The following is a 25,845-nucleotide window of genomic DNA, read 5'->3' on the forward strand; positions in this document are numbered from 1 at the left end:
GAAGCGAGAAGCGAGAAATTATTTAGGGTTGGCACAATGTGTCAACCCTTTTTTTCTGGCACGCAGGCCATCTCGTTAGTTCATATCTCTACCTGGTGCAGGCGCCAATACCTCACGATTCCCGTTATGGCCAGGCGCGCTGACAATACCCTGAGCTTCCAACTGTTCGACAATGCGCGCCGCTCGGTTGTAGCCAATCTTGAATCGACGTTGAACACCCGACACCGAACCACGACGGGATTGAACAACATGCTCAACCACTTGATCGAAGAGTGGATCCATCTCCTCATCAGCTTCCGCTTTTTCGCCCGGTAACAGCGCTTCTGGTCCCTGGTCACCGTTGGTGATTTCATCAATATAATTAGGCTTACCGCGCGCTTTCCAGTTGTTGACCACCGCGTGTACATCATCGTCAGACGCAAACGCGCCATGGACACGAACCGTATGACTAGAACCAGGCGGCAAGTAGAGCATATCACCCATGCCCAGTAGTGATTCTGCACCACCTTGGTCTAGAATCGTGCGTGAATCGGTCTTAGTCGAAACGGTAAACGCGACACGCGTTGGAATATTGGCTTTGATTAAACCGGTAATCACATCAACTGAAGGACGCTGTGTTGCGAGGATAAGGTGGATACCTGCCGCTCGGGCTTTTTGTGCCAGACGAGCGATCAACTCTTCCACTTTCTTACCCACCACCATCATCAAATCGGCAAATTCATCGACAATGACCACGATATAGGGAAGATTCTCAAGCAGTGGAGCTTGCTCATCCATACTGTCACCCGGCTGCCATAGTGGATCATGGATGGGGTGACCAGCCTCAGCGGCCATTTTCAGTTTATCGTTGAAACCTTTTATATTACGTACACCTAATGCTGACATCAGCTTGTAGCGACGCTCCATTTCACCGACACACCAACGTAACGCGTTTGACGCATCTTTCATATCGGTCACCACTTCCGATAATAGATGCGGGATTCCCTCATACACCGACAGCTCGAGCATCTTCGGGTCGATCATAATAAAGCGAACCTCTTCGGGAGTCGCTTTATACAACATACTCAAAATCATCACGTTGACACCGACCGACTTACCTGAGCCTGTAGTACCCGCAACTAAGACGTGCGGCATCTTTGATAAGTCCGCCACGACCGCTTCTCCGGCAATGTCTTGACCTAAAACCACCGTCGTTGGCGATTTGGCGTCGATAAACTGCTGACTGCCGACCACATCGGAGAAATACACCGTTTGTCGACTCATATTCGGCAGTTCAAGGCCCACATACGGCTTACCCGGAATCACCTCGACGACACGCACCGCCATCGCAGATAACGAACGAGCTAAATCCATCGACAAACTAGAGATACGACTCACTTTAACCCCTGGGGCTAGGTCTAGCTCAAAGCGGGTAATCACGGGACCGGGGAAAATATCCACCACCGTGGCTTGGATTTTGTAATCAGCCAGTTTGGACTCAACCAATCGAGCGATATGCTCTAGTGCCTCACGATCAATGAAACTCTCGCGTTTTTCTGGATGATAAAGCAGCTCAAGCGTTGGCATTGGCTCAGAAGGTTTCGGGAGATTCGGCTCCTGCTGAACCAAAAATGGATTCTGCTGCGCGGCAACTTTGGCTTGTGCTTCTTCGACAAGATTATGCAGCGCTGCAGCATCTTGATCTGGAGTGACGTGGTCTTGAGTAACCCTCTCCTCTTCCATCTCATCGGCAACATCAAACGATGATATGGTTGGCTGCTGATTATCGTGTTTAGGTTCAACTTCGGTGGAAATCTGGTCGAGATCGTGCTCACTGATCGTAGGCTGAGTGATCGTCTCTTCTGCCGTATCCTGATGCCAAGGTAGCGAATCGGATGACGGTGGCAACTCATCTTGCGCGTCTAGAGAGGGACAAGGTACGGCTTCATCTTGCGCAGGTGAGGCAACATCTTCTGACACCAAATCACCTTGGCACAGCGCCGCTTGTTCTAGCTCTGCGATAGTCGCATTCAAATCTTGATAGCACTCTGTCTCCACATCTGGTTGAAGAGAAGGTTGAGGCTCAGATTCAGCAGCGCTTGCAATCTGGCTTGAGTCCGCAGCCGCCTCTGGCATATGGATGTTAAAGCGACTTGGCGCTTGAGTATTGCTTTGAGACTCGGCCTCTGGCGCTAACCCCTCTGTCTCAGAAAGTGACCTTTCCTTTTCTTGCGGCTGAGGTCGCAAAGTATTGAATTCTTGTTGGTGAGTAAGCTCGGCGACGATGACTTCATCGTCACGCCCACGCAGCTTATTGACCAAAGCAGTGAACAGCGTGATGGTTTTCTCCCCTAACCAATCAACAATAGTCAGCCACGAGATCCCAGTTAATAAAGTGAAGCCCGCCCCCCATAGAAACAGGAACACCAGCGTGGTACCAAGGAGGTTGAGCGTAGGTAGCGCCAAGCTTGTAAGAACATCTCCAATCACACCTCCCGACGAAAAATACCAGATATCATCAAAGTTAATATCCGCTAAGCCGCAACTGGTCAGAATCAGGATGGTCAGACCAAGTAGACGCGTTCCCCACAGCATCAAATCAATTGGGTCATCTTCATCGCGTTTTCGTAACATGGCCCAAGCGGCCACGCTAAGAACGACTGGCAAAACATAAGCCAGTGAACCAAAGGTGAAGAAAAGAGTATCAGCGAGCCAGGCACCGACGATACCGCCCGCGTTATTGATTTCGCCGCCCCACGCAGTCTGTGACCAAGAAGGATCCGCCGCACTAAACGTCAATAACGCGACAGCGAGCAAAATCGACGCAAGCACGGCCACAATAAGAGTGCACTCTTGAAGGCGTTGCGGCCCGTTGAGGCGAGAAGGTTGTGCGTCTTCTCCGGTTTTGATGATGGTTTCCACTTTATTTTTGGTCTCTTTGAACATAACCAACTTTATCTTTATATGACGCGACGTGTTCCAGGTTGGAACTGAATAATAAGAAAAAAATAGTCCGAGCAGCTATGCTACTCGGACTATCGATTTAACCATATCAAGGGCAAAAACCCAATTGCTTAACGTCAGAATATGGCAAGCTATTCAGACTTAATCCCTACGCTTTAGCAAAGTTAGCGAGTTTTGATCACCAACTGGTTGGTTTGCTTCACTTCTTCCATCACCACGTAGGTGCGAGTATCGTTCACGCCCGGTAGACGCAGTAGCGTGTCCCCTAGCAATTTACGGTAAGCACTCATGTCGGACACACGAGTTTTCAATAAGTAATCGAAATCACCTGAAACGAGATGACACTCTTGGATATCATCCAGTTTCTGTACTGCGGTATTGAACTGTTCAAATACGTCTGGCGCACCACGATTTAACGTTATTTCAACAAATACCAGCAGCGAGGCATCGAGGTATTGAGGGTTCAGCAACGCTGTATAACCCGTAATATATCCTTGACGCTCTAATCGACGAACGCGCTCCAAACATGGCGTGGGAGAAAGCCCGACGCGCTTTGAGAGCTCTACGTTCGAAATACGACCATCTTTTTGCAACTCATTAAGAATGTTGCGGTCGATACGGTCTAGATCCTTGGACGGCTTTTTATTGTTGTCTGCCATTTTTTATTCCACCTTATTACTTCCTTGCAAAAAAATATACTACAACTTTTTAATATTCAGTATCAAATTTTAATAAAAGCTATCTATACTAGATATTAATTCGACAGAATTACCCTACATACAGTTAAAGCAACTAACATAGTTTATACAACCAATATAAAATGAGGACTCAGGATGATTATTGGCGTACCTAAGGAAATCAAAAACCACGAATACCGTGTTGGTATGATCCCAGCTAGCGTTCGAGAGCTAGTGTCTCAAGGTCACCAAGTTTTTGTTGAAACTAATGCCGGCTCTGGCATCGGTTTTTCAGACGATGATTACATCGCTGTAGGCGCATCCATTCTTCCTACTGCTGCTGACGTATTTACGAAAGCAGAAATGATTGTAAAGGTTAAAGAACCTCAAGCTGTCGAGCGCGCTATGCTACGAGAAGGGCAAATTTTATTTACTTATTTGCACCTAGCACCAGATTTTCCACAAACTGAAGAGCTAATCAAGAGCAAAGCTGTCTGTATAGCGTATGAGACTGTAACAGATAATATGGGTCGCTTGCCACTACTTGCGCCAATGTCTGAGGTGGCAGGTCGCATGTCTATTCAAGCGGGTGCACAAACTTTGGAGAAATCTCACGGTGGTCGTGGTCTGCTACTTGGTGGCGTCCCTGGTGTTGAGCCTGCGAAAGTGGTTGTAGTCGGTGGTGGTGTTGTGGGTGCAAATGCTGCGCGCATGGCCGTTGGCCTACGTGCTGACGTCACTATTCTAGACCGTAACGTCGACACACTACGTCGCCTAGACGAAGAGTTCCAAGGGCGTGCAAAAGTGGTTTACTCTACTGAAGACGCGATTGAGAAGCATGTTCTAGAAGCTGACTTAGTGATTGGCGCGGTACTTATCCCAGGTGCTGCAGCGCCTAAGCTAGTCACAAAAGAGCACATCGCTAAGATGAAACCAGGTGCCGCTGTCGTGGACGTTGCTATCGACCAAGGCGGCTGTTTCGAAACGTCACACGCGACTACGCACGCTGACCCAACTTACATCGTTGATGACGTCGTTCACTACTGTGTCGCCAACATGCCAGGTGCTGTCGCGCGCACTTCTACTTTCGCCCTTAACAATGCGACACTACCTTACATTGTTAAGCTTGCAAACAAAGGCTACCGCGAAGCATTACTTGAAGACAAAGGTTTCCTTGAAGGTCTGAATGTCATTCACGGTAAAGTAACTTGCCAAGAAGTCGCTGAAAGCTTCGACCTAGAGTACGTCGATCCAGCGGACGCGATTGCGATGTTCAACTAATGTTGCACTATAGATAACAGAAAACGCCCACTTCGGTGGGCGTTTTTTATTTGGATCGGGAGCTGGAAATGCTTTTGGTCTAGAACCAACGCTCTAACGCGCTTTTATCAAGCTGGCGAAATGCACGATTGAGGATTTGAGCCAACTCTTTATAGCGAGGGCGAGACTTCATCGGCTCGAGCGCAAAGCCGCTATCTGCAATTTTTTGGTGGATTTCTCGATACCAACCAGCTAGCGCAGGTGGCAGTTGAGTATTGGAGCGGTTACCTAACCACCACATGCCTTGAATTGGCATACTGATCGCAAACAAAGCAATAATCACAGCCTGAGGCATTGATTGGTAGTTATTAAACGCCATTTGAGTGAGAACACTGATGGCTGCAATAGCAGGCATGACCTTGACACCAAAGCGCGTCGCTTTAATGATGCGTTGTTCTGGAAATAATAGGTTCAGCTCTTTGCGCATTGGCCAAGTATCCATGTACTTCTGTCCGTCACGTAGGCTGTGAACTATACCGACTTTATTACTCATAGGGCTCTCTCACTTCACTTAGCAATAGGTCCGAGTTAAAAATAAGTTGAAAGTTTCAACTATTGGGACAAAAAATTGATGAAAGTTAATATTCTTTCAAATTTTTTTGTTATTATTGCCCATTATCGTTATCCTCTGCGGACCCACAATCTCATTGTTGCCGTTATTTACAATTTAAGCAACTTTAGAGACCTTTCTGCAGCGGATGCATGGGTGGTGATCAGGATCACCACTGTCTTATATACGGAATTCGAAGTTTTTTTGACCAAGATTAGTGCGCAGCTTTACCTGCATCGTCTATTCTTGTGGTTAATTTTCATCCTAACTGATTGTTACAGGTAGTCACACATGTCTAAGCTAGTTTTAGTTTTAAACTGCGGTAGTTCTTCTCTTAAATTTGCTGTTGTTGATGCAGAAACAGGTGCAGAGCACCTATCAGGTCTCGCTGAATGTCTTCATCTTCCAGAAGCACGTATCAAATGGAAGCTGGATGGTAAACACGAAGCTCAACTAGGCGAAGGTGCAGCGCACGAAGAAGCACTCGCGTTTATGGTTGAAACTATTCTTGCTTCTAAGCCAGAGCTTAAAGCTAACCTAGGCGCTATCGGTCACCGTATCGTGCACGGCGGCGAGCAGTTCACTCAATCGGCTCTTATTACTGATGAAGTGCTAAAAGGTATTCAAGACGCTGCAACTTTTGCACCTCTACATAACCCAGCACACATCATCGGTATCGAAGCGGCGAAGAAAAACTTCCCAGAGCTGCAAAACGTAGCGGTATTTGACACTGCATTCCACCAGACAATGCCTGAAGAGTCTTTCCTATACGCGCTGCCATACAACCTATACAAAGAGCACGGTATCCGTCGCTACGGCATGCACGGCACTTCACACCTATTCATTACTCGTGAAGTTGCAGCTCTGCTTAACAAACCCGTTGAAGAAGTGAACATCATTAACTGTCACCTAGGTAACGGTGCATCTGTTTGTGCGATTAAGAACGGTAAATCCGTTGATACTTCTATGGGTCTGACTCCTCTTGAAGGTCTAGTGATGGGTACTCGTTGTGGTGACATCGATCCTGCTATCATCTTCCACCTACACGACGCGCTAGGCTACTCCGTTGAGCAAATCAACAACATGCTAACTAAAGAGTCTGGTCTTGCTGGTCTAACTGAAGTGACTTCTGACTGTCGTTTTGTTGAAGACAACTACGGTGAAAAAGAAGAAGCGACTCGCGCAATGGACGTGTTCTGCCACCGCCTAGCGAAATACGTAGCAGGTTACACGGCTTCAATGGAAGGTCGTCTAGACGCCATCACTTTCACTGGCGGTATCGGTGAAAACTCAGGTCCTATCCGTGAAATGGTACTAAACCGTCTAGCTATTTTCGGTATCGAAGTAGACAGCGAAGCTAACCTGAAAGCACGCTTTGGTGGCGAAGGTACGATTACTACAGCTAACAGCCGCATTCCAGCTATGGTTATCTCTACCAACGAAGAGTTGGTCATTGCTGAAGATACCGCGCGTCTTGCAGCGCTTTAATTGACTTAACCGGTTGGCCAATGCCAACCGGTTTTCTTACAGGGGCTTAATTGAGAGTTCTCCCTCGACGACAATGCTCAACTAAGCTTTTATCCCAATAGCTAAAGGTACTCTACGAATGTCTCGTACTATTATGCTTATCCCTACCAGTGCTGGTGTTGGTCTTACTAGTGTTAGCATGGGTGTTCTTCGCGCTATGGAGCGCAAAGGCGTTAAAGTTTCTTTCTACAAACCAATTTCACAGCCACGTTCTGGCGGTGATCAACCAGACCTGACTTCAACCATCGTAGCGCATAACAGCGATATGAAAATTGGTCAACCTATGGCGATGTCTGTTGCTGAAAGCCTGATCGGTAACGACAACATGGACGAACTGCTAGAAACCGTCGTTGAACGTTACAATCAAATCAACAAAGACGCAGACGTCACGCTTATTGAAGGCCTAGTCCCAACTCGCAAACACCCATTTGCTAACCAAGTGAACGCTGAAATTGCAGCGACGTTGGGTGCGGAGATCGTGCTAGTTGCGACACCTGGGACAGACAACCCAGCCCAGCTCAAAGAGCGCATCGAAGTCGCCTGCTCTAACTTTGGTGGTACGAAGAACAAAAACATCTCTGGTGTCATCATCAACAAGCTAAACGCGCCTGTTGATGAAGCGGGCCGTACTCGCCCTGACCTATCTGAAATCTTCGACGATGCAGATAGCGCGAAACAGAACGAAATGAAAGTGATGGAGATCTTTAACACCTCTCCAATCCGCGTATTGGGCTGTGTGCCTTGGAGCATCGACCTTATCGCTACTCGTGCGATTGATATGGCGAAGCACCTCAACGCTGACATCATCAATCCAGGTGATATCAATACGCGCCGTATTAAGAGCATCACTTTCTGCGCGCGCTCACTACCAAACATGATTGAGCACTTTAAGCCAGGTTCTCTATTGGTGACCTCTGCTGACCGTCCTGACGTTATCGTTGCTGCGGCACTTGCTGCAATGAACGGCGTGGACATTGGTGCGGTGTTGTTAACAGGTGGCTACGACATTCCTCAAGAGATTGAGGGTTTATGTAAGCCTGCGTTCGACACAGGCCTACCGATTTTTAAAGCTCAAGGCAATACGTGGCAAACCTCGCTCAACCTACAGAGCTTCTCAATCGAAGTACCTGCAGACGATAAAGAGCGTATCGAGTTCATCAACGAACACGTTGCTGGTCACATTGATGGCAACTGGATTGAGTCGATGACAGAAGGTACACAAAAGTCTCGTCGTCTAAGTCCTCCAGCGTTCCGTTACCAGTTAACCGAGCTCGCTCGTAAAGCTGGCAAGCGTATCGTGCTACCTGAAGGTGATGAACCACGTACGGTGAAAGCGGCGGCTATCTGTGCTGAACGCGGTATTGCGGAATGTGTGCTTTTGGGTAACCCAGATGAGATTCGCCGCGTGGCTGCTCAGCAAGGCGTTGAATTGGGCGCTGGCGTACAAATCATCGATGCTGATGCCGTGCGCAATAACTACGTCGCTCGTTTGGTTGAACTACGTGGCGCGAAAGGCATGACAGAAGTTGTGGCTCGAGAGAAACTGCAAGACTCAGTCTTCCTTGGCACCATGATGCTTGAGAACAACGAAGTTGACGGTCTGGTATCTGGCGCGGTTCACACCACGGCCAATACTATCGTGCCTCCGTTCCAAATCATTAAGACGGCGCCAAATGCGTCTATCGTCTCGTCTGTTTTCTTCATGCTGCTGCCTGACCAAGTACTGGTTTACGGTGACTGTGCGATCAACCCAGATCCGACCGCAGAGCAGCTAGCAGAAATCGCGATTCAATCAGCGGATTCAGCGACTGCCTTTGGGATCGAACCACGTGTCGCGATGATTTCTTACTCAACAGGTGAATCTGGTAAGGGTGCAGACGTTGATAAAGTACGTGAAGCGACCAAACTTGCTCAAGAGAAACGTCCTGACCTAGTGATCGACGGCCCTCTTCAGTACGATGCGGCCATCATGGAAAACGTGGCGGCTTCTAAAGCGCCAAACTCTCCAGTAGCGGGTAAAGCGACGGTATTCGTATTCCCAGACCTCAACACAGGTAACACGACGTACAAAGCGGTACAACGTAGTGCCGACCTAGTGTCTATCGGTCCAATGCTGCAAGGTATGCGTAAACCAGTGAATGATTTGTCACGCGGCGCATTGGTAGATGATATCGTCTACACTATTGCTCTTACAGCAATCCAGGCGGACCAAGATCCAAAATAACTTGGTCAGTTAACCCTGCATAAATGATAAAGCCCTCGTTTGAGGGCTTTTTTGTATCGCGAGTTCATTGCGTTAACCCAAGTACCACCGCACCCGCGACCACACTCGTGGTCATCACCGGCGCCACTCTGAACCATAATTTGCGGTGTCCAATGGCGACCACCATAGCCATCTTGACCAGAGTATTCACCGACGCCGCTAGGATAATGCCAAGTGCCGCTGTCGTTACGGCGAGGCTTTGTGTACTCTGTCGCCCTAACGCGAGCGATATCGCATCGACATCGGTGATGCCTGATAAAGCCGCCAAAATCAACACCCCAGTATTACCTAACCATTCCGATAACGCGTGGGACAAAAGCATGATCATCGCTAATACCAAGCCAAAAAAGAGTGCGGATTGCAGTGCCAGTGGGTTGGTCTGTTTGTTGTTCTGCTCGACTTTTTCAATCTGACACGAACGCCAAATCCACCATGCTGGCACATAAATAGCCACCATCATGGTAATAATCACTGGCCATATCAAGCTGACCAACTGTGGGTTTATCACCGACAACACAATGAGTAAACGCGGAAACATAGTGCCGCAACTAAGTAGAATACCGCTGGCCAATAACGGGCTAATCCCTTCTTGTTCACGCGAGAGATTAGAAAATTGCAGCGTTAGTGCAGTAGACGAGCTCAAGCCAGCAAACACCGAGGTGAACAAAATACCGCGTTTCGCTCCGCCTATTTTAATCGCGAAATAACCGACGAAGGAAATGCTGGCAATTAACACCACCATCCACCAGATTTCGTAAGGGTTTAACGCATTCCACGGACCGAAGGTTTGATTTGGCAGCAATGGGAGTAACACCACAGAGATAAGCATCAAACGTAGCGCCGCATCCAACTCATACTCCTGCAACCGCTGAAGCGCTTGATGCAGCTCTTTTTTATTGTCTAACACAACAGCAGTGATCACCGCTGCCGAGGCGGCCACCACCACTTGTCCCGACACCGCCAAAGTCCCGTTGATGAAAGTGATCAATAAACTCACAACGCCAGTGATACTAATGTCTTTACTTTTCTTTTGTTGGATAACAAACGCGATGCAGGCCAAAATCACTAACGCAATCAAGCCAAAGCCAATCAAATAAGGAGAGTAACGCTCAGCGACAGCACCTACCAAACCACCGAGCAGGCCCACCAATGAAAAAGTGCGTATCCCAGCAACACGGCTACCCTCGACGCTATTTCGCATCACCCAACCACGCTGAGTGCCAACAATCGCCCCGAGCATCAACGCGATAAATAGATTCCAGACAAGGTGTTCGCCACTGACAAACTCATGAATATCCATTCGCCCTCCGCCAAGAGATCGTTCGCTATATCATTAGTTTATATAAATAATGGAATGGAGTTGTGACCGCGAGAGAATATTGAACAATCATTCTCAAAGCGAACCATGGGGTTAATCCGCAAGTCATGGGTAACCTTGGCGCGGCGAAAACAAAACAGCGCCATGACCGCGGCGCTGCTCGTTATTTGGCAATGTACTAGAAAGCCTCTCGCCCATGTGGTGAGTCGAGATCGAGTTCCGGTCCCTTTGGTACCACTTGGGTTGGATTGATACCAGTGTGACTGAAATAGTAATGCCGTTTGATATGATAGAAGTCCGTCGTCTCTTTGATACCTGGCACTTGATACAATTCTTTCATGTAACCATTGAGATGCGGGTAATCAACAATACGTTTTTTGTTGCATTTAAAGTGACCGACATAAACCGCATCAAAACGAATTAACGTGGTAAACAATCGCCAGTCTGCCTCAGTGATCTGCTCTCCAGCCAAGTACCTCTGTGTCGCCAAGTGAGAATCCAACGTATCTAGCGCTGCAAACAACTGTTCATACGCTTCTTCATACGCCTCTTGAGTGGTCGCAAAGCCACAGCGGTAAACACCGTTATTCACATTCGGGTAGATAAACTCATTCCACTGCGCAATGGCGCTGGCTAAATGCTGTGGATAGTAGTCTTGCTCGTTGCCCGTCAAACGATTAAAGGCCGAGTTGAACATGCGAATAATTTCTGAGGATTCATTGCTGACGATCGTATTGTATTTTTTGTCCCACAGCACAGGGACAGTAACTCGCCCAGAGTAATCAGGTTTGGCTTGAGTGTAGATCTGGTGTAAGCGTGTGTGGCCAAAGAGGGGCTCAGGCAGCCCCATCTGCCACCCTTCGCTCATCATATCTGGACACACGACTGTGACGTCAATATGTGGTTCTAACCCTTTCAACTTTCTAAAAATCAACGTGCGATGCGCCCAAGGACAGGCGAGTGATACATATAGGTGGTAACGACCTGACTCTGGTTGAAATTTAGCGTCAGGTTGGTCAAGTACCCAATCACGAAAGCCAGCATCTTCACGCACGAACTTTCCTTGGCTGGCTTTGGTGTCATACCAGACATCATGCCATACACCTTCAACTAATTTACCCATGCAAACCTCCCATACTTGAAATCTAGATTTATTATAGGGAAGTCTTCACACGGCGTGGGTAGAGAAGCTTGGCTTAGATGTTCGAATAATTTGAACAACCAAAATGCTCACGACAAAAAAAGCGCGACTCCCGAAAGATGCCGCGCTTAAGCCCGTCACAGGCTGAATTTAGACGCTAACGTGTAAACACGATACCGCATGCACATCATTACCTTGAATGGTCGGTTTGGTTTGTGCACAAGCGTCTGTGGCTTTTGGACAACGTGTACGGAATACGCAGCCCGATGGCGGATTGATGGGCGAAGGCAGATCACCTTCTAGCATCTCAATCTGCTTGGCTCGCTCAATCTTAGGGTCCGGGATCGGAACCGCTGACATTAGCGCGCGCGTATATGGGTGCTTAGGGTCGGCAAACAAGGCTTCAGCTTCACCCAGTTCCACGGCATTACCCAAGTACATCACTAGCACTCGATCAGAGATGTGCTTCACTACCGATAAGTCGTGGGCAATGAAGACCAAAGACAGACCCAACTCTTTTTGGATCTCTTTCAGTAGGTTCACCACCTGGGCTTGAATCGACACATCGAGCGCCGATACCGGCTCATCACAGATGATCATCTTAGGCTTCAAGATAAGCGCGCGTGCAATACCAATACGCTGACACTGTCCCCCTGAGAACTCGTGTGGGTAGCGGTTGATAACATTAGGCAATAGACCAACCTTTGCCATCATCTCTTTAACGCGATCTTTGACTTCTTGCTTAGAAAGCTCTGGATAAAACGTTTGTAGCGGCTCTGCGATAATATCACCGACCGTCATACGTGGATTAAGAGACGCCAACGGATCTTGGAAAATCATCTGGATCTCTTTACGCGTTTCACGGCGCTGAACTTCTTGCATCTTGGTTAAGTCTTGACCCAACCACATAACGTCGCCGTCGGTAGCTTCAACCAAACCGATAATCGCGCGTGCGAACGTAGACTTACCACAGCCAGACTCACCTACCACGCCCAAAGTTTCACCTTCGTATAAGCGAACGTTAACGCCGTCCACGGCTTTTAAGTTTGAAGGCTTACTCCAAGGCCATGCGGACTTGGCGGCAATGCTGAAATGAACTTTTAAATCTTTTACGTCGAGTAGTAGTGGTTTATCGGCACTCATTTTTTCCAAGCCTCCCAATCAGAAAAACATGCACGCTGACGACCATCGGCAAATGGCATCAAAATCGGTGCTTCTTGCTTACAACGGTCTATCACGCGGTGGCAGCGCTCTTGATATGGGCAACCAGGTGGTAGACGAAGCAAGTTAGGTGGGTTACCTGGAATGGTTGGTAGAATTTCACCTTCTGTATCCAGACGTGGAATCGCTTTTAACAAGCCTTCTGCGTACGGATGGCTTGGGTTGTAGAAGATTTCATCAACAGTGCCGTATTCCATAGTACGACCAGCGTACATTACCAGCACTTTATCACATGAACCCGCAACCACACCTAGGTCGTGGGTGATCATGATGATGGCTGTATTGAACTCTTTTTTCAGCTCGTTCAGCAAGTCCATGATCTGTGCTTGTACGGTTACATCCAAGGCCGTAGTAGGTTCGTCCGCGATCAGTAGTTTAGGACGACATAGAAGTGCCATCGCAATCATCACGCGCTGACGCATACCGCCAGAGAACTCGTGTGGGTACATGGTAATACGTTTACGGGCTTCTGGAATCTTCACTGCTTCCAGCATACGTACTGACTCTTCAAACGCTTCTGCTTTACCCATGCCTTTGTGCAGCATCAGCACTTCCATTAACTGATCACTCACCTTCATGTAAGGGTTGAGGGACGTCATTGGGTCTTGGAAGATCATTGCGATCTGTTCTGCGCGTACTTTATTTAGGGCTTTCTCAGGCAGATTAAGAATCTCATTACCTTCGAACTTGGCACTACCAGAAATAATACCGTTCTTGGCCAACAGACCCATAATCGCGAACACGGTTTGTGATTTACCTGAACCCGACTCCCCTACGATACCTAGCGTTTCGCCTTGTTCGAGTGAGAAATTCAGATCGTTTACTGCGGTCACGATACCATCTTGAGTGGTAAATTCGACGCGCAGATCTTTGACATCTAATAAGCTCATCATTGCTTCCTTAATCTAATCTTCTAATTATCTGTCTTTTGGATCGAGCGCATCGCGCAGACCATCGCCAACGTAGTTGAAGCAGAACAGAGTCACAACCATGAATGCCGCTGGGAATGCCAGCTGCCAAATCGCGACTTCCATCGTTTGTGCCCCTTCTTGTAGAAGTGCGCCCCAACTTGTCATCGGCTCTTGAACACCCAGACCAAGGAATGAAAGGAATGATTCAGTTAGAATCATGCTTGGGATTAGAAGCGTTGAGTAAACCGCAACAATACCCAGTACGTTTGGTACGATGTGACGAGTAATGATTTTCCAATTGCTCACACCACAAACGTGTGCCGCTTCGATAAACTCTTTACTGCGTAGGCTCAATGTTTGACCACGTACAATACGCGCCATATCTAGCCAAGCAATCGCACCGATAGCAACAAAGATGAGAATGATGTTACGACCGAAGAATGTCACTAGAACGATAACTAGGAACATAAACGGTACTGCGTAGAGAATCTCTAGAATACGCATCATGATTCGGTCAACTTTACCGCCAATAAAGCCAGATGCCGCACCGTATAGTGTACCAATCAAAACCGCAACGAACGCGCCCATCACACCCACCATAAGTGAGATACGACCACCGATCAGTGTACGTACATAGATATCTCGACCGAGGCTATCGGTACCGAACCAATGATCAGCGTTCGGCGCCACGTGCATCGCGTACCAATCTGTATCATCAAAGGTGTACGGGGCAAACATTGGTAGGAAAATAACCGCCAACGTCATAATGAATAGGATAAACAAGCTCACCATTGCCGCTTTATTGCGCATAAAACGAATGCGAGCGTCTTGCCATAGACTGCGACCTTCAATTTCTAAGTTCTCAGAGAACTTCTCGATCGCATCAAGGTTTTCTTTTTTCGTTAACATAACCAAACTTCCCTGTTAGTAGCGAATTTTCGGGTCGATCATTGCCAGTAGGATATCTACGATCGCGTTGAATAAAATGAATAGGAAACCAATCAAAATGGTCACACCCATTACAAGCGAGTAGTCACGGTTGAATGCAGCGTTAACGAACAACTTACCGATGCCTGGAAGACCAAAGATGGTTTCGATAACAACTGAACCTGTGATGATACCGACGAACGCAGGGCCCATGTAAGAAACAACAGGTAGAAGTGCAGGTTTTAGCGCGTGTTTGATGATGATGTAACGGTAGCTCAAGCCTTTCGCGCGAGCCGTGCGAATAAAGTTACTGTTTAGCGTTTCGATCATCGAACCACGAGTGATACGGGCAAACGTTGCTACATAAAGTAGCGACATACCAATCACGGGAAGAACGAGGTATTTTAGTCCACCGTCATGCCAACCACCAGCAGGGAACAAGTTCCAGTGCAATGAAAACAGGTAGATGAGTGCAGGTGCCAATACAAACGATGGCATGACAACGCCTAGCATCGCTGTCGACATAATGGTGTAGTCTACCCAAGTGTTTTGCTTAAGCGCAGCAATTGTGCCGACACTCACTCCCATAATGATGGTAAAAATGAACGCGATGAAACCGACTTTGGCTGAAACCGGCAACGCACCGTAAATCAGTTCATTTACCGAGTAATCGAGGTATTTAAACGACGGACCAAAGTCACCTTGCAAAACGTTAGTTAGATAGGTGGTGTATTGTTCTAGTACTGGCTTATCTAGACCATATTTAGCCTCGATGTTAGCCATTACTTCTGGAGGCAACGGTTTCTCACTAGAGAACGGGTTACCTGGCGCGAAGCGCATAAGAAAGAAAGATACGGTGATCAATACCAACATAGTTGGAATCGCCTCAAATATCCTTTTCGCGATGAATTTAAGCATAAACTCACTCTTTCAGTCTGTGACAGTTTAATAATTAAAGGAACTCAACCAAATTTCTTTGAATTTCAGGTTGAATAAGGCACTGCATGTGAAAACACATGCAGTCCTTGTTTTTATAGTTCTATAGGCTCGAGATTACTGAGCTTTGATGTATAGATCTTTAGAGTAGATCTTCTCTTCCGCGTTGTTTGATGGGAAACCACCCACTTGCGGAGATAGAAGACGAGCACGAACGTACTGGTAGATTGGTGCGATTGGCATTTCTTTCGCGATCAACTCTTCTGCTTGAAGGTACAAGTTTGTACGCTCTTCTTCAGATGTTGAGTTTAGAGCCTTGTCGATGATGGCATCGTACTCTTTGTTGCCCCAGTGCTGACCAGCTGTTGTGTTCTTGCTAACCATTAGGGTTAGGAATGAAGAGGCTTCGTTGTAGTCACCACACCAGCCGGCGCGTGATACTTCGAAATCACCTTGGTCTTTCGTAGAAAGGTATGTTTTCCACTCTTGGTTTTCTAGTGTCACGTCAAGACCTAGCGTCTTCTTCCACATTGAACCTAACGCAACCGCAATTTTCTTATGGTTTTCGTTGGTGTTGTAAAGAAGCGTAAACTCTAGAGGGTTATTTTTATTGAAACCAGCTTCCTCAAGAAGACGCGCAGCTTCTGCATTACGCTCTTTTTGAGACATTTTAGCGAACTCAGGGAGTTCTGGGTTGAAGCCCGCAGTAATTTCTGGCGTTAGGAAGTAAGCAGGTTTCTGACCTTGCGCTAAGATTGCGTCTGTCACAATGTTACGGTCGATAGCGTAAGAGATCGCTTTACGAACGCGAACATCGTCAAATGGCTTCTTCTTAGTGTTGAAAGAGTAGTAGTAAGTACATAGGCTGCCTTCAACAGACACTGATTCTGGGTACTCTTTCTTAAGACGTTTGAAGTGCTCGACTGGAAGTGCAGAAGACGTGAAATCTAGCTCACCAGACAGGAAGCGGTTCATTTCTGCGACTTGGTTTTCGATCGGTAGGAAAGTCACCTGATCAAGAACAGTTTTCTCGTTGTCCCAGTATTGCTCGTTGCGCTTAAGGACCATACGCTCGTTCAATACCCATTTGTCGACAACAAACGCACCGTTACCAACAAAGTTCTCCGGCTTAGTCCATTGGTCACCGAACTTCTCAACTGTCGCTTTATGAACAGGTTTAGTCGTCGTGTGACCTGTCATCATAACAAAATAAGGTACCGCCGCTTCTAGCTCAACAACTAGAGTGTGATCATCCAATGCTTTAACACCTAGCGTGCTCTTATCCTTTTCACCAGCAACGATCTCTTTCGCGTTCTTCATCTTGGTATATTCCATGTACCAAGCGTATGGAGAAGCGGTCGCTGGATCAACGGCACGCTGCCAGCTGTACACGAAGTCTTCAGCGACAACTGGGTCGCCGTTAGACCATTTTGCGTCTTTACGGAGGTGGAAAGTGAAGGTTTTGTTGTCTGCTGTTTCCCAAGACTCTGCAACACCAGGGATTGTGTTGCCGTCTGCATCTTGGTTCACCAAGCCTTCTAGAAGATCACGAATAACGTGAGATTCTGGTACACCTTGAGATTTGTGTGGGTCGATGGTCGCAACTTCAGTACCGTTACCGCGAACGAGTTCTTGTTTTGCTGCTAGTTGAGTTCCGGCAGGAACATCTGCAGCTAACGTTGCGGTAGAGGCCATTGCGAAACCCGCACCTAGAAGAAGGGCTTGTGTGATTTTGTTCTTATACATGTGTAAAACTCCAAGTTTTTCATTTGCATCCATGACTTCTTTGCATAGCACCAGAACGGGTAGTGATTTAGATCTGTTTAGCTCAAAAAATAAGCATAATAACCTAAGACTACACAAAGATTGCGGCACACATTAGCAATCATTGAAGTAATTTGCCATAAAAATGTAGCAAAAAATCGTATAATACTGCGATTACGTCAATAAATTAGTAAAAATCACTACGAACAGCGAATATCTTAGTTGTTTAAAATAAGAATTCGCCACGTAGTAGATTGAAGTGCCATATTATCTACAAAGATGATATTTCATAGCATCTTGTGCTAGATAATGTGCAGGAAAATTAACAAAAGTAATGCAAACTAGCTAACAGTTAGCTACATTTGACTTTGCTAATGAAAGGTTCTGTGAAGCGAGTCACCCAGTTGCACTGTTTAAAAGCTCACTTCACCAAATTGGGTCATTGATTCAAGAAAAATCCAGCGCTCTGTTGTAGCGCTCAATCATTGATAACTCTGATTCTGTTATGTTTGTAAAACACCACTTTCGCGGCGAATAGATCGAATAGAGCAAAAAAAGAAGCCCTCTGCCGGGTGGAAAAAGAGGCTACACAATGAGCCTCTTATTAATGGCAAGTACTTATTGACTTGCGAGTTCAGCAAAAATCGCTTCGGCATCCACGATACCGCCTGAAATCGACAAACTGCTGAATGGGACGAGGTCTTCTGGGCTTGAAGGTTTCTTAACTAGCAGCTCTGGATAGGTACGTGATTGTGTCATTAGCAACTCTTTAAGCTCTTTCGCCTTTAGTTGTGGGTAATGAGACCAAACTAAGGCCGCTACCCCTGATACCACTGGCGCAGCCATACTTGTCCCACTGTATGCCGCATAATTATCACCTGGTGTCGACGATAAAACCCGGTAACCAGGGGCGAACACATCTACCGTTTCTTGGCCAAAGTTACTAAAGCTCGCAACCATAGAGTCGTCTGCGTACTTCGCCGAGGCACCGACATCCATCCAAGTCGAGACTGGGCGAGACCATTTATGCTTTGCGAAACGGTTAGGGAAGCTCGGTTTAATATCGTTATCAGTTTTACTGTTTCCAGCAGAGTGGACGATCAACACGCCTTTGCGTGCTGCATAGCGAAATGCGTGGTCAACAATATGTTTACGCGGTGAATAACTCTTACCAAAACTCATATTGATGATTTTGGCTCCGTTATCCACTGCATATCGTACAGCGTTTGCAATATCTTTATCGCGTTCATCACCGTTTGGTACCATACGGACTGCCATAATCTGCGCATGATTAGCGATGCCATCAATGCCCAATCCATTCCCGCGTTCAGCAGCAATGATACCAGCTACATGAGTGCCATGCGCGCCCACAGGGCCTTTGACATCATTGTTGCCATAACCCTTTTCCCACGGGTTATTGATGTTGTCCATCACGATATCTTTGCGAGTATCAAACTCTAGATTGTAATGATAATCCAAGGATTCCTGATAACGACTAGTGCGTGATGCCAAATAGTCAAACGAGTACCAAGTATCGAAAACGTTAAGCAGCCCTTGAGCAGCCGCAACGACTTCAGAGTTAGAGTGAGTCAGCAAAACCTGAAGGCCTGCTACGGTAAAGTCTTTGTGCTCAATCAGAGCTAGAATTGTCGATTTGTAAGCGTTTGCTTGCTCAGTGGCTGCGGTGACTTGTTCTAACGCCGATGTGTAATACTCGACGTTCTCTAAATAGTCGGCTTCAACACCTTGATAGTATTTGCGTTTTTTCGGTGAAATCCAATGATTATGTTCCTTTAGCTCAAGATACTTCTTATATTCACGAGTGACTTCGAGGGTATCGTGATCAACATTGACACCGAGTGAGTTGCCTAAGAAGTTCCATCCGTGTACATCATCTATATAGCCGTTGCGATCATCATCGATACCATTGCCTGGTATCTCGTCTTGGTTCACCCAAAGTTTGTCTTTTAAGTCTTCGTGGTCAATATCCACCCCCGAATCTAACACCGCGACAATAATAGGTTGAGGTTTAAGAGGGGGACGCATGAAGTCGTAAACAATGTCAGCACCCACACCTTGAACACTTGAATAATTAGCCGACATGTTAAACCAGTCACCCCGCTCTTCTGCTAGCGTATTAAACAGTTGCATTGATAACACTGCAGGCTGAGCAGAGCGAGTTGAGTAGTCCTCAATGATGTTGCCTTTTGCATCTTTGATAAAAGGTGAATTAATCGGATCTGGCTCAATATTGACGTTTGCAGAAACTGACGCAGAAGCCATGACTGCGACAGCGAGGGCGGAAAGTTTGTATCCGTTTTTCATTATGTTACATCCTATAAAATTGTGCTCAAAAAGCGCACAAAAGATAAAGTGCAACAACATGAATATCATTCATCGAATTGATTATTTGAGTTAAAGATCTCACTGTTTGGCCTATTTAGCCGCCAAAATTTGAGCAAAATTCTATTGACAAAATCCACATCTAAAAATACCGACTTATGTTCTGAAAAATGTTTGTAATCAATAGATTAAACAATACTGAACAATTTTTTTGCCCCATACTTCTGCGCACCAAGTGAACATTAAGCGGCCAACACTTACTGGTTATCTATGACTCTAAACCCGTCAAAGATCTCAATTTATTATCATTTATTTATCATTTTTTTAACATGGTGCAAAAACTCTCATCGGATGTGTTGAATAAAAAGTAACCGGCGATTAATCCTATTTAGCGAGCGAAAGTTGTTTCGATGTTTGAAGTTTTGCTCACTGAACACTAAGCAAGTAACGCTAATTTCAGGATTAAAAGGTTAATAACATCATGAAAATAATAACAAAGGTTGCCTCTATTGCAGTGGCAATAGCGTTTTCAGGTTTCACGCACGCTGCTATCGGAAACTACAAAGTGGTATTGATTCACGGCTTTCAATCGGATCAGTTGCAATCTAAACCAGACGCTAGACAAGTAACGTTAGAAGGCGAAGACTACTGGAAGGAGTATTGGCTGCAATATGCCGACGCTCGAATTGACTGGCCTTCTTATGAGCGCGTCGAAGGCAAAATCTCCAGTGACTACGCTTGGCCTAAACTGCAACAGCTATCGCGGAATGGCACTTGTCAACCTGGCTGTATTTTTGTCACACACTCCACCGGTGATCTTATTGCACGCTATCTGTTAGATAATCAGGAAAACTGGCTTATAAACGCTGGATTAGAGCCACTCAACATCGTCGCGACCTATGATTTTGCAGGCGCTGGCGGTGGCTCTGAACTTGGCGATACAGTGATCAATATCATCGAAGGGGGTGGCTGGACCAACAGTGCATTGCGCTATGCGATTTCATTGTGGTTGGGAGAAATCCCCAGTCAAAAAAATGCCGGGGTCTTGAACGATCTTAAGGTCGCTAACGCGCGTCAAATCGCTCGTCTATCCGACCATCGTACTCCACGTATTCGCTTTGTCGGGAATGGAACCGACTATTTCAAGACAACTTCTGCCTTTCTTCCTGGAAATGACGATGGTGTTGTGGCCGCGCATTCAGCATGTGGCGCAGCCGATGCCAAAAGCTATGACAGCTGTTCCACTCACTTAGCCATGAACGGTAAGATTGCCTCACAAAGCAAAGGCGTGACACACTTTATGCCTCAGCACTACCCTTTGATAATGGGTCATAGCTACAGTCATAGCGACGTTGTCGGTGCAAAACACAAGGGGGAAGTGACATCGAGCATCACTGATATCACATTGACGGATGGCCAGTCGGTGGGGGTAGACACTTACCAACAAAAAGGCTGGTGGGGAACAAAATATCTCTACGTGCAAGGCTCTGATCGAGACACTATGTCTGAAATTGCCGTTGGCCTACACTGATCGAACAAAGGGCGGGGACTCTACCCTGCCCTTGTGCATTTTTGGAGTCTGTAATGAAGATAAAGTTATGGCTAGTGAGTTTATTTAGCGTGTTTATCATCCTCGGCTTAATCATTTGGCCAAGTTCTGTCGACACCCATGACAAGGCCAAACACGATAGTCGCCAAGCATCTCGGCAGGTGACAAGGTCTGTTGCTGAACTTAACCTGACTCACGCAGCGCCACTATCTGTTCGCGCGCCAGAGACAACGAACAAGCGCGAGCTCGTCGAATTAGAGCTAAAGCAAGTCGCCATCAAACACCAACAAACGCTTCAATACCCGCCTTATTCCCAACCTATCACAAGCAAAAATAGCCCCTATTTAAACTGGAATGCGTTCGAGGCAGTCGAAGTTCCGGTTTTGGATGGTAAATCCAGCGCGACATTAAGCGTCGAGAAATACCGACATTTCTTTCCTGAACCGATACGAGTAGAACTGACAACATCACAAACCGTCATCGATGCATCACTCGATATCGTCGCAGTAGATACGCAACAGACTCTGGCAGCTTTACCGATTGATGGTATGGCGTGGCAGGTTACGCCAGCAGCAGATTGGCCTGAAGAACTAAGATTGGTCGCAAACATCAATTTTGCAAAAGGAACGGACACCATTAGCGCCGATATTCGCTTATATCACTCCGTCGCTAGCGTCGTTTCAGTATCTCATGGTTATGCTCAAGGCTCGGATATGATGATTCCTGTCACATTGCAAATCGATAAAGCTGGCATATTTCGACTTCGTGCCAATCTCTACCAACAAAATGGTGGTGTGATCGCCGCTTTAGTTGAGAAGAAAAGACTATCCGAAGGAGAACAAACTGTCGAATTACGAGCCTATAAGCAAGTGCTACCTCAAGGCGCGAGCGACCTGGAGCTAGGTGATTTCATGATCGAACGCATGTCCGGCTATCCCGGCGAAAGAGCGGGTTATGGCCAAAGTAAGGCAGAGATCTTTCCAATTGGTCGTTTTGACTCTGGCTCACTCACTGATGAACAATATCAAATGACAGAGCAAGAAAAACAGCAGTTGGCCTTTTTAAAACAACTCCTTTGAAGTCATAGGGCAGGCAATGTTAGTACTATTCGCCCCCAACTAAAGCGATCTGCTTGGTCAAAGAGTGCTGAAGTGTCTCTAGTACCAGGTCATGGCTTTTTACCACTATTATCTGTGGTGGCTACTTGAAGTGACTCAAATACACTTCGAGGTAATACGGCTGGGTTTTCTGCCTTAAACGAGAAAAGCCCGCTAAAAAGCGGGCTTTTAGATGGGTGGAAGCCCCAGCCACATCCCGGCACACAAGTCACTCGCTGCGGCTGCTTCCTTCCGGACCTGACCGAGTTCACGAGCTATTGTTGCGGGAGGACCAGGGCCTCCATAGATTCTTTTTTCTTAGCTTGGCTAAGAAGTGGGAGGATTATCAGTCATCCTCTGGGCTATTTCAAGTCCTGGTAGCAATAAAGTCGCTCTTTTCTCTTCAACTGCTTAATCAGCAACCATTATCTCAGATAATGGACCACCTTCCCTTGGTTCTGGTCGTCGGTTTGTGGCGTTTTTGAACCATGCTTATGACGATACATAGCTTCGTCTGCTTCGTTGAGCACTTCTTGTAAGCTCATAAATGTCGCCCGTGGAGGCGATATACCAATGGCAACGGAGATATCAAATGACAACTGACCATCTGCGGAAACAAAGGCGATCGTCGTCAGCTTAGACTGCAAATCATCAATTCGTGTCGCGTCAATTTTACCAATCAAGATGAACTCATCCCCGCCAACTCGGAAACTCTGACCATGCCAGACCTTGTCGATATACGCGGCAACGCTCTTGAGCACCTGATCACCGATTTCGTGACCATAGCTGTCATTGATAGGTTTAAACCGATTGACGTCAAGATAGAACACTGTTTCATCGGCGTTGACACCACCACGGAAATTTTGATGCATAGCGCGACGATTTTTCAGTCGCGTCAGTGGGTCGGTATTCGACTGACTGTGTAAATACATGGCCACAACCATCAAAAAGCCAAGCACGAGTAAAAACATGATTTGACTGTAGCGCGAGAAGGTTTGCTGTGCTTGTAGCGTCGCTTTCCAGTTTGGGTGAGCATCGTAACGGTCAATAATGGCATTGGTGTCGATAATCTTAATCGCCCGACTAAATAGCGGCGCTAACGATTGACCAATGCGATTTTTAGCGAAACCTATGGCGATATTAGATTGATAAAATTGACCAATCGCTGCATCTTCTTCAAGCGGAATGATGTCTCCCGATTCACGCATCATTTTATTAAAATTCGCACGACTTATAGCCATATAACTAATATCGCCATTAAGCAGCGCATGGTACAGCTCATCGGTACTCGTAAAAGATTTCAGGTGCTTATTAGGCAACAACTGCGACAACAAACTCTCAAAAAAGTCATCTTTCATCACGCCGATATCTTCGACGATCAGCTCAGACACATTGCTGTATACGCCATCTTTATAGCCTTCACGCTTGATCATGATCGCTTTGGGGAAGTAGTAAGGCTCACTGAACTCCATCAGCGCTTTGCGTTGCTCTGAGATGACTATCGGAGCCAAAATATCAATCCGTTTTTCGACCAAATCTTGATACATGCTTTCCCAACTTTCATCGGCGTCACTGACAATGTCACACTGCAATAGCAAGATTTGACACGCCTGCTGCACGACATCGGCACTGATCCCTTTGATCTCACCATCACGTCGATACTCAGCATATTGGCCAACGTTATGCAGTTTGACCCGATAATGACGGTTAATGTTGACGCCACTATCAATTACCGATTGACGTAAGGCTTGCTGCCTAATCTCAAACTGATAGGTTTTAACCGACTCACGTAGCATTTTTTGTATTTCAGCACTGTGAATGTAATCGACAATGTTACTCAACAAGGCTTGGTGACGGCCCTTGGGGGTAATGATGGAGACAGGTTTGATTGGAATTTGATGGTTCAGAAGCTGGGCATCAAAGCCGGCCATCAACATGGGTTTGAGCTGATTTATCGCATCAATAACGCCATCGACAACGCGCGCTTCAATCAGGTTTCGTGCCTGCTGATGCCCACTGTACTCGACTTGCTTAATGTGCGGATAGTGCGTCTCGACCAACGCAGCATAGACGGTACCTTTAGGCACACCGATAACCTCAGCGGTGGCTAAGGTGGCGTTAGTTATACTGTAGAGATAGGTATATTCGATGTTAGTTGGGCTTGAAAAATCAAAGCGCGCTGCGCGCTGCTCAGTGTAAGTGACGTTGGCTGCAAAATCGCTCTCTCCTCGCTCGACAGCATTTAAGATAGCGTCAAAGCTGGGATAGTAGACGTATTCAATATCGAGATTGAAATGCTGGCCTGCAGCGTCAAATAGGGTTCGGGTGACAATATCATCCGCTTCTATCCCCACTTTGTAGGTTGTACTCGCCTGGGTGACAGGGAGCATTAGCAAAGTGGTCAGTATTAGCCCAACTGCACGCCAAAAAAGAGCCATCGCGTTATCGTCCTGTTTGAATCGTTATTTAGCCCTAGTCTGCGCGAATAATAGTGTTCCTTTACTCAATAACGCGCAAAAGTTCGCCAATTCTGACACAACCACGCGCATATGCCAAGTGGCGATAACAATTCAAACATATTGATAACTTATATATCTTGCTGCTCTTCGACACTGCGTAAGACATAGTCCGTCATCCATGCAGTACCGAGCAGACATAGCCAAACAACAAAGACCGGATTGGGCACATCAATATTTGGCCAAACCACTAGCGCGGCGAACCCCACTGTCGGGAGTGTCCAGCACAATAATTGATTCCAGCGAAATGATTTCAAGCGCGATAAGCTTTCTGTTGAAGCGATAATTCCAGTCACACACAAGGCTAATAATGCCGCATAGGGTAAGTCTGCTATCCATAACGGAATCACTAACCCAAGTGCCCACCAACTGTGTTGATGACTCGGCTGCCAGTGCGAGGCGGCCCACCACACAATGCCAATCGCCAGTGTTTGTATCACAGTGACCAGAGGTTCACCGGGCAATTTCCCCGCGTTTTGAGTCACCATAATGCCGACGAGTAAGGTAGTCACAATCAATAAGCTAGTTAACACAACCGCCACGCTGCTGCGTTTTGAAAACGCAACCATCAAAAGCGGAAATAAAATCCACAAGCTAACCGATAGCGTGAATGGCTGATGTGACAAGGTCAGACCATAGCCAGTCATGGCAGCTAGAAGAACAAGACCGCGTAATCCGCCTTGTGGTAGGATCCATAACGCTGGAATGATGAGCGCAAGAACTGGGATCTCGCCGTCACTCAAACTCATCGCACGAGCACAAACAACGGCCAGTAAGGTCGTGATCACAAATTGGAAGGTTGAAAATATCATGCCCTCTCCTTATCCATTCCTTGGAAATCT

General features: G+C 46.8%; 18 protein-coding genes and 1 other RNA gene. 5 read left to right on the forward strand and 14 right to left on the reverse strand.

All coding sequences use genetic code 11. The features are described from left to right. Nucleotides 1–75 precede the first annotated feature (75 nt). Nucleotides 76–2,925, reverse strand: coding sequence for a DNA translocase FtsK (locus FCU94_RS08530; RefSeq protein ID WP_176288112.1), 2,850 nt, complete (start codon nucleotides 2,923–2,925; stop codon nucleotides 76–78). A gap of 182 nt (nucleotides 2,926–3,107) precedes the next feature. Next, the gene (gene lrp / locus FCU94_RS08535; protein WP_004414493.1) at nucleotides 3,108–3,602 is read right to left on the reverse strand and encodes a leucine-responsive transcriptional regulator Lrp; all 495 of its coding nucleotides are present in this window, start codon (nucleotides 3,600–3,602) and stop codon (nucleotides 3,108–3,110) included. A gap of 174 nt (nucleotides 3,603–3,776) precedes the next feature. Here lrp and ald point away from each other — a divergent pair, with 174 nt between their 5' ends. Next, nucleotides 3,777–4,901 carry an alanine dehydrogenase gene (gene ald, locus FCU94_RS08540; protein ID WP_176288113.1) on the forward strand — a complete coding sequence of 375 codons (1,125 nt, stop codon included), beginning with the start codon at nucleotides 3,777–3,779 and terminating at the stop codon, nucleotides 4,899–4,901. A 79-nt stretch (nucleotides 4,902–4,980) separates the two neighbouring features. On the opposite strand, the gene yfbV is transcribed toward ald, so the two are convergent. Further along, nucleotides 4,981–5,433 carry a terminus macrodomain insulation protein YfbV gene (gene yfbV, locus FCU94_RS08545; protein WP_176288114.1) on the reverse strand — a complete coding sequence of 151 codons (453 nt, stop codon included), beginning with the start codon at nucleotides 5,431–5,433 and terminating at the stop codon, nucleotides 4,981–4,983. Nucleotides 5,434–5,781: 348 nt separating this feature from the next. Between yfbV and FCU94_RS08550 the strand changes: the two genes are divergently transcribed. Both FCU94_RS08550 and pta read left to right on the forward strand, forming a co-directional pair. Further along, nucleotides 5,782–6,978 (forward strand): acetate kinase, encoded by a 1,197-nt coding sequence (locus FCU94_RS08550; protein WP_176288115.1) that lies wholly within the window; start codon nucleotides 5,782–5,784, stop codon nucleotides 6,976–6,978. Nucleotides 6,979–7,096: 118 nt separating this feature from the next. Next, entirely contained in the window at nucleotides 7,097–9,241 is a 2,145-nt protein-coding gene (gene pta, locus FCU94_RS08555) for a phosphate acetyltransferase (RefSeq protein ID WP_176288116.1), read from the forward strand. A gap of 64 nt (nucleotides 9,242–9,305) precedes the next feature. Here the strand turns inward: pta and FCU94_RS08560 are convergent, their stop codons facing one another. The 8 genes from FCU94_RS08560 to FCU94_RS08595 all read right to left on the reverse strand — a co-directional run bounded on the left by FCU94_RS08560 (nucleotide 9,306) and on the right by FCU94_RS08595 (nucleotide 19,823). Then, nucleotides 9,306–10,580, reverse strand: a complete 1,275-nt coding sequence (locus FCU94_RS08560; protein WP_176288117.1) for an MgtC/SapB family protein — start codon at nucleotides 10,578–10,580, stop codon at nucleotides 9,306–9,308. Between the two features lie 196 nt (nucleotides 10,581–10,776). After that, nucleotides 10,777–11,721: a glutathione S-transferase family protein gene (locus FCU94_RS08565; RefSeq protein ID WP_176288118.1), complete on the reverse strand. Its 945-nt coding sequence runs from the start codon at nucleotides 11,719–11,721 to the stop codon at nucleotides 10,777–10,779. A gap of 168 nt (nucleotides 11,722–11,889) precedes the next feature. Continuing rightward, nucleotides 11,890–12,882, reverse strand: coding sequence for a murein tripeptide/oligopeptide ABC transporter ATP binding protein OppF (gene oppF, locus FCU94_RS08570; RefSeq protein ID WP_303396529.1), 993 nt, complete (start codon nucleotides 12,880–12,882; stop codon nucleotides 11,890–11,892). Continuing rightward, nucleotides 12,879–13,850 (reverse strand): ABC transporter ATP-binding protein, encoded by a 972-nt coding sequence (locus tag FCU94_RS08575; protein WP_176288120.1) that lies wholly within the window; start codon nucleotides 13,848–13,850, stop codon nucleotides 12,879–12,881. Before FCU94_RS08575 ends, oppF begins: the two co-directional genes overlap by 4 nt. Nucleotides 13,851–13,877: 27 nt before the next feature. Then, on the reverse strand, nucleotides 13,878–14,780 hold the full coding sequence (gene oppC / locus FCU94_RS08580; protein WP_176288121.1) for an oligopeptide ABC transporter permease OppC: 903 nt from the start codon (nucleotides 14,778–14,780) through the stop codon (nucleotides 13,878–13,880). A 15-nt stretch (nucleotides 14,781–14,795) separates the two neighbouring features. Beyond that, the gene (gene oppB / locus FCU94_RS08585; RefSeq protein WP_176288122.1) at nucleotides 14,796–15,716 is read right to left on the reverse strand and encodes an oligopeptide ABC transporter permease OppB; all 921 of its coding nucleotides are present in this window, start codon (nucleotides 15,714–15,716) and stop codon (nucleotides 14,796–14,798) included. Between the two features lie 135 nt (nucleotides 15,717–15,851). Further along, complete coding sequence (locus FCU94_RS08590; RefSeq protein WP_176288123.1) at nucleotides 15,852–17,480, reverse strand: ABC transporter substrate-binding protein; 1,629 nt, start codon at nucleotides 17,478–17,480, stop codon at nucleotides 15,852–15,854. Between the two features lie 636 nt (nucleotides 17,481–18,116). Next, nucleotides 18,117–19,823: a S8 family peptidase gene (locus FCU94_RS08595; protein WP_176288124.1), complete on the reverse strand. Its 1,707-nt coding sequence runs from the start codon at nucleotides 19,821–19,823 to the stop codon at nucleotides 18,117–18,119. Between the two features lie 499 nt (nucleotides 19,824–20,322). Here FCU94_RS08595 and FCU94_RS08600 point away from each other — a divergent pair, with 499 nt between their 5' ends. Both FCU94_RS08600 and FCU94_RS08605 read left to right on the forward strand, forming a co-directional pair. Continuing rightward, nucleotides 20,323–21,372, forward strand: coding sequence for a hypothetical protein (locus FCU94_RS08600; RefSeq protein ID WP_176288125.1), 1,050 nt, complete (start codon nucleotides 20,323–20,325; stop codon nucleotides 21,370–21,372). Nucleotides 21,373–21,425: 53 nt separating this feature from the next. After that, entirely contained in the window at nucleotides 21,426–22,469 is a 1,044-nt protein-coding gene (locus FCU94_RS08605; protein ID WP_176288126.1) for a hypothetical protein, read from the forward strand. 219 nt (nucleotides 22,470–22,688) lie between these two features. On the opposite strand, the gene ffs is transcribed toward FCU94_RS08605, so the two are convergent. The 3 genes from ffs to FCU94_RS08620 all read right to left on the reverse strand — a co-directional run bounded on the left by ffs (nucleotide 22,689) and on the right by FCU94_RS08620 (nucleotide 25,815). Continuing rightward, nucleotides 22,689–22,785, reverse strand: an RNA gene (ffs, locus tag FCU94_RS08610) — signal recognition particle sRNA small type. Between the two features lie 127 nt (nucleotides 22,786–22,912). Further along, nucleotides 22,913–24,925, reverse strand: coding sequence for a GGDEF domain-containing protein (locus tag FCU94_RS08615; protein ID WP_176288127.1), 2,013 nt, complete (start codon nucleotides 24,923–24,925; stop codon nucleotides 22,913–22,915). Nucleotides 24,926–25,074: 149 nt separating this feature from the next. Beyond that, complete coding sequence (locus tag FCU94_RS08620; protein WP_176288128.1) at nucleotides 25,075–25,815, reverse strand: hypothetical protein; 741 nt, start codon at nucleotides 25,813–25,815, stop codon at nucleotides 25,075–25,077. Nucleotides 25,816–25,845: the final 30 nt, after the last annotated feature.

It is taken from the genome of Vibrio sp. JPW-9-11-11, assembly GCF_013369335.1.
Lineage (GTDB): Bacteria > Pseudomonadota > Gammaproteobacteria > Enterobacterales > Vibrionaceae > Vibrio.

Bases quoted from the DNA above. Each gene is read 5' to 3' on its own strand.
- FCU94_RS08530 (WP_176288112.1), bottom strand. From the start codon at position 2,925: ATGTTCAAAGAGACCAAAAATAAAGTGGAAACCATCATCAAAACCGGA.
- lrp (WP_004414493.1), bottom strand. From the start codon at position 3,602: ATGGCAGACAACAATAAAAAGCCGTCCAAGGATCTAGACCGTATCGAC.
- ald (WP_176288113.1), top strand. From the start codon at position 3,777: ATGATTATTGGCGTACCTAAGGAAATCAAAAACCACGAATACCGTGTT.
- yfbV (WP_176288114.1), bottom strand. From the start codon at position 5,433: ATGAGTAATAAAGTCGGTATAGTTCACAGCCTACGTGACGGACAGAAG.
- FCU94_RS08550 (WP_176288115.1), top strand. From the start codon at position 5,782: ATGTCTAAGCTAGTTTTAGTTTTAAACTGCGGTAGTTCTTCTCTTAAA.
- pta (WP_176288116.1), top strand. From the start codon at position 7,097: ATGTCTCGTACTATTATGCTTATCCCTACCAGTGCTGGTGTTGGTCTT.
- FCU94_RS08560 (WP_176288117.1), bottom strand. From the start codon at position 10,580: ATGGATATTCATGAGTTTGTCAGTGGCGAACACCTTGTCTGGAATCTA.
- FCU94_RS08565 (WP_176288118.1), bottom strand. From the start codon at position 11,721: ATGGGTAAATTAGTTGAAGGTGTATGGCATGATGTCTGGTATGACACC.
- oppF (WP_303396529.1), bottom strand. From the start codon at position 12,882: ATGAGTGCCGATAAACCACTACTACTCGACGTAAAAGATTTAAAAGTT.
- FCU94_RS08575 (WP_176288120.1), bottom strand. From the start codon at position 13,850: ATGAGCTTATTAGATGTCAAAGATCTGCGCGTCGAATTTACCACTCAA.
- oppC (WP_176288121.1), bottom strand. From the start codon at position 14,780: ATGTTAACGAAAAAAGAAAACCTTGATGCGATCGAGAAGTTCTCTGAG.
- oppB (WP_176288122.1), bottom strand. From the start codon at position 15,716: ATGCTTAAATTCATCGCGAAAAGGATATTTGAGGCGATTCCAACTATG.
- FCU94_RS08590 (WP_176288123.1), bottom strand. From the start codon at position 17,480: ATGTATAAGAACAAAATCACACAAGCCCTTCTTCTAGGTGCGGGTTTC.
- FCU94_RS08595 (WP_176288124.1), bottom strand. From the start codon at position 19,823: ATGAAAAACGGATACAAACTTTCCGCCCTCGCTGTCGCAGTCATGGCT.
- FCU94_RS08600 (WP_176288125.1), top strand. From the start codon at position 20,323: ATGAAAATAATAACAAAGGTTGCCTCTATTGCAGTGGCAATAGCGTTT.
- FCU94_RS08605 (WP_176288126.1), top strand. From the start codon at position 21,426: ATGAAGATAAAGTTATGGCTAGTGAGTTTATTTAGCGTGTTTATCATC.
- FCU94_RS08615 (WP_176288127.1), bottom strand. From the start codon at position 24,925: ATGGCTCTTTTTTGGCGTGCAGTTGGGCTAATACTGACCACTTTGCTA.
- FCU94_RS08620 (WP_176288128.1), bottom strand. From the start codon at position 25,815: ATGATATTTTCAACCTTCCAATTTGTGATCACGACCTTACTGGCCGTT.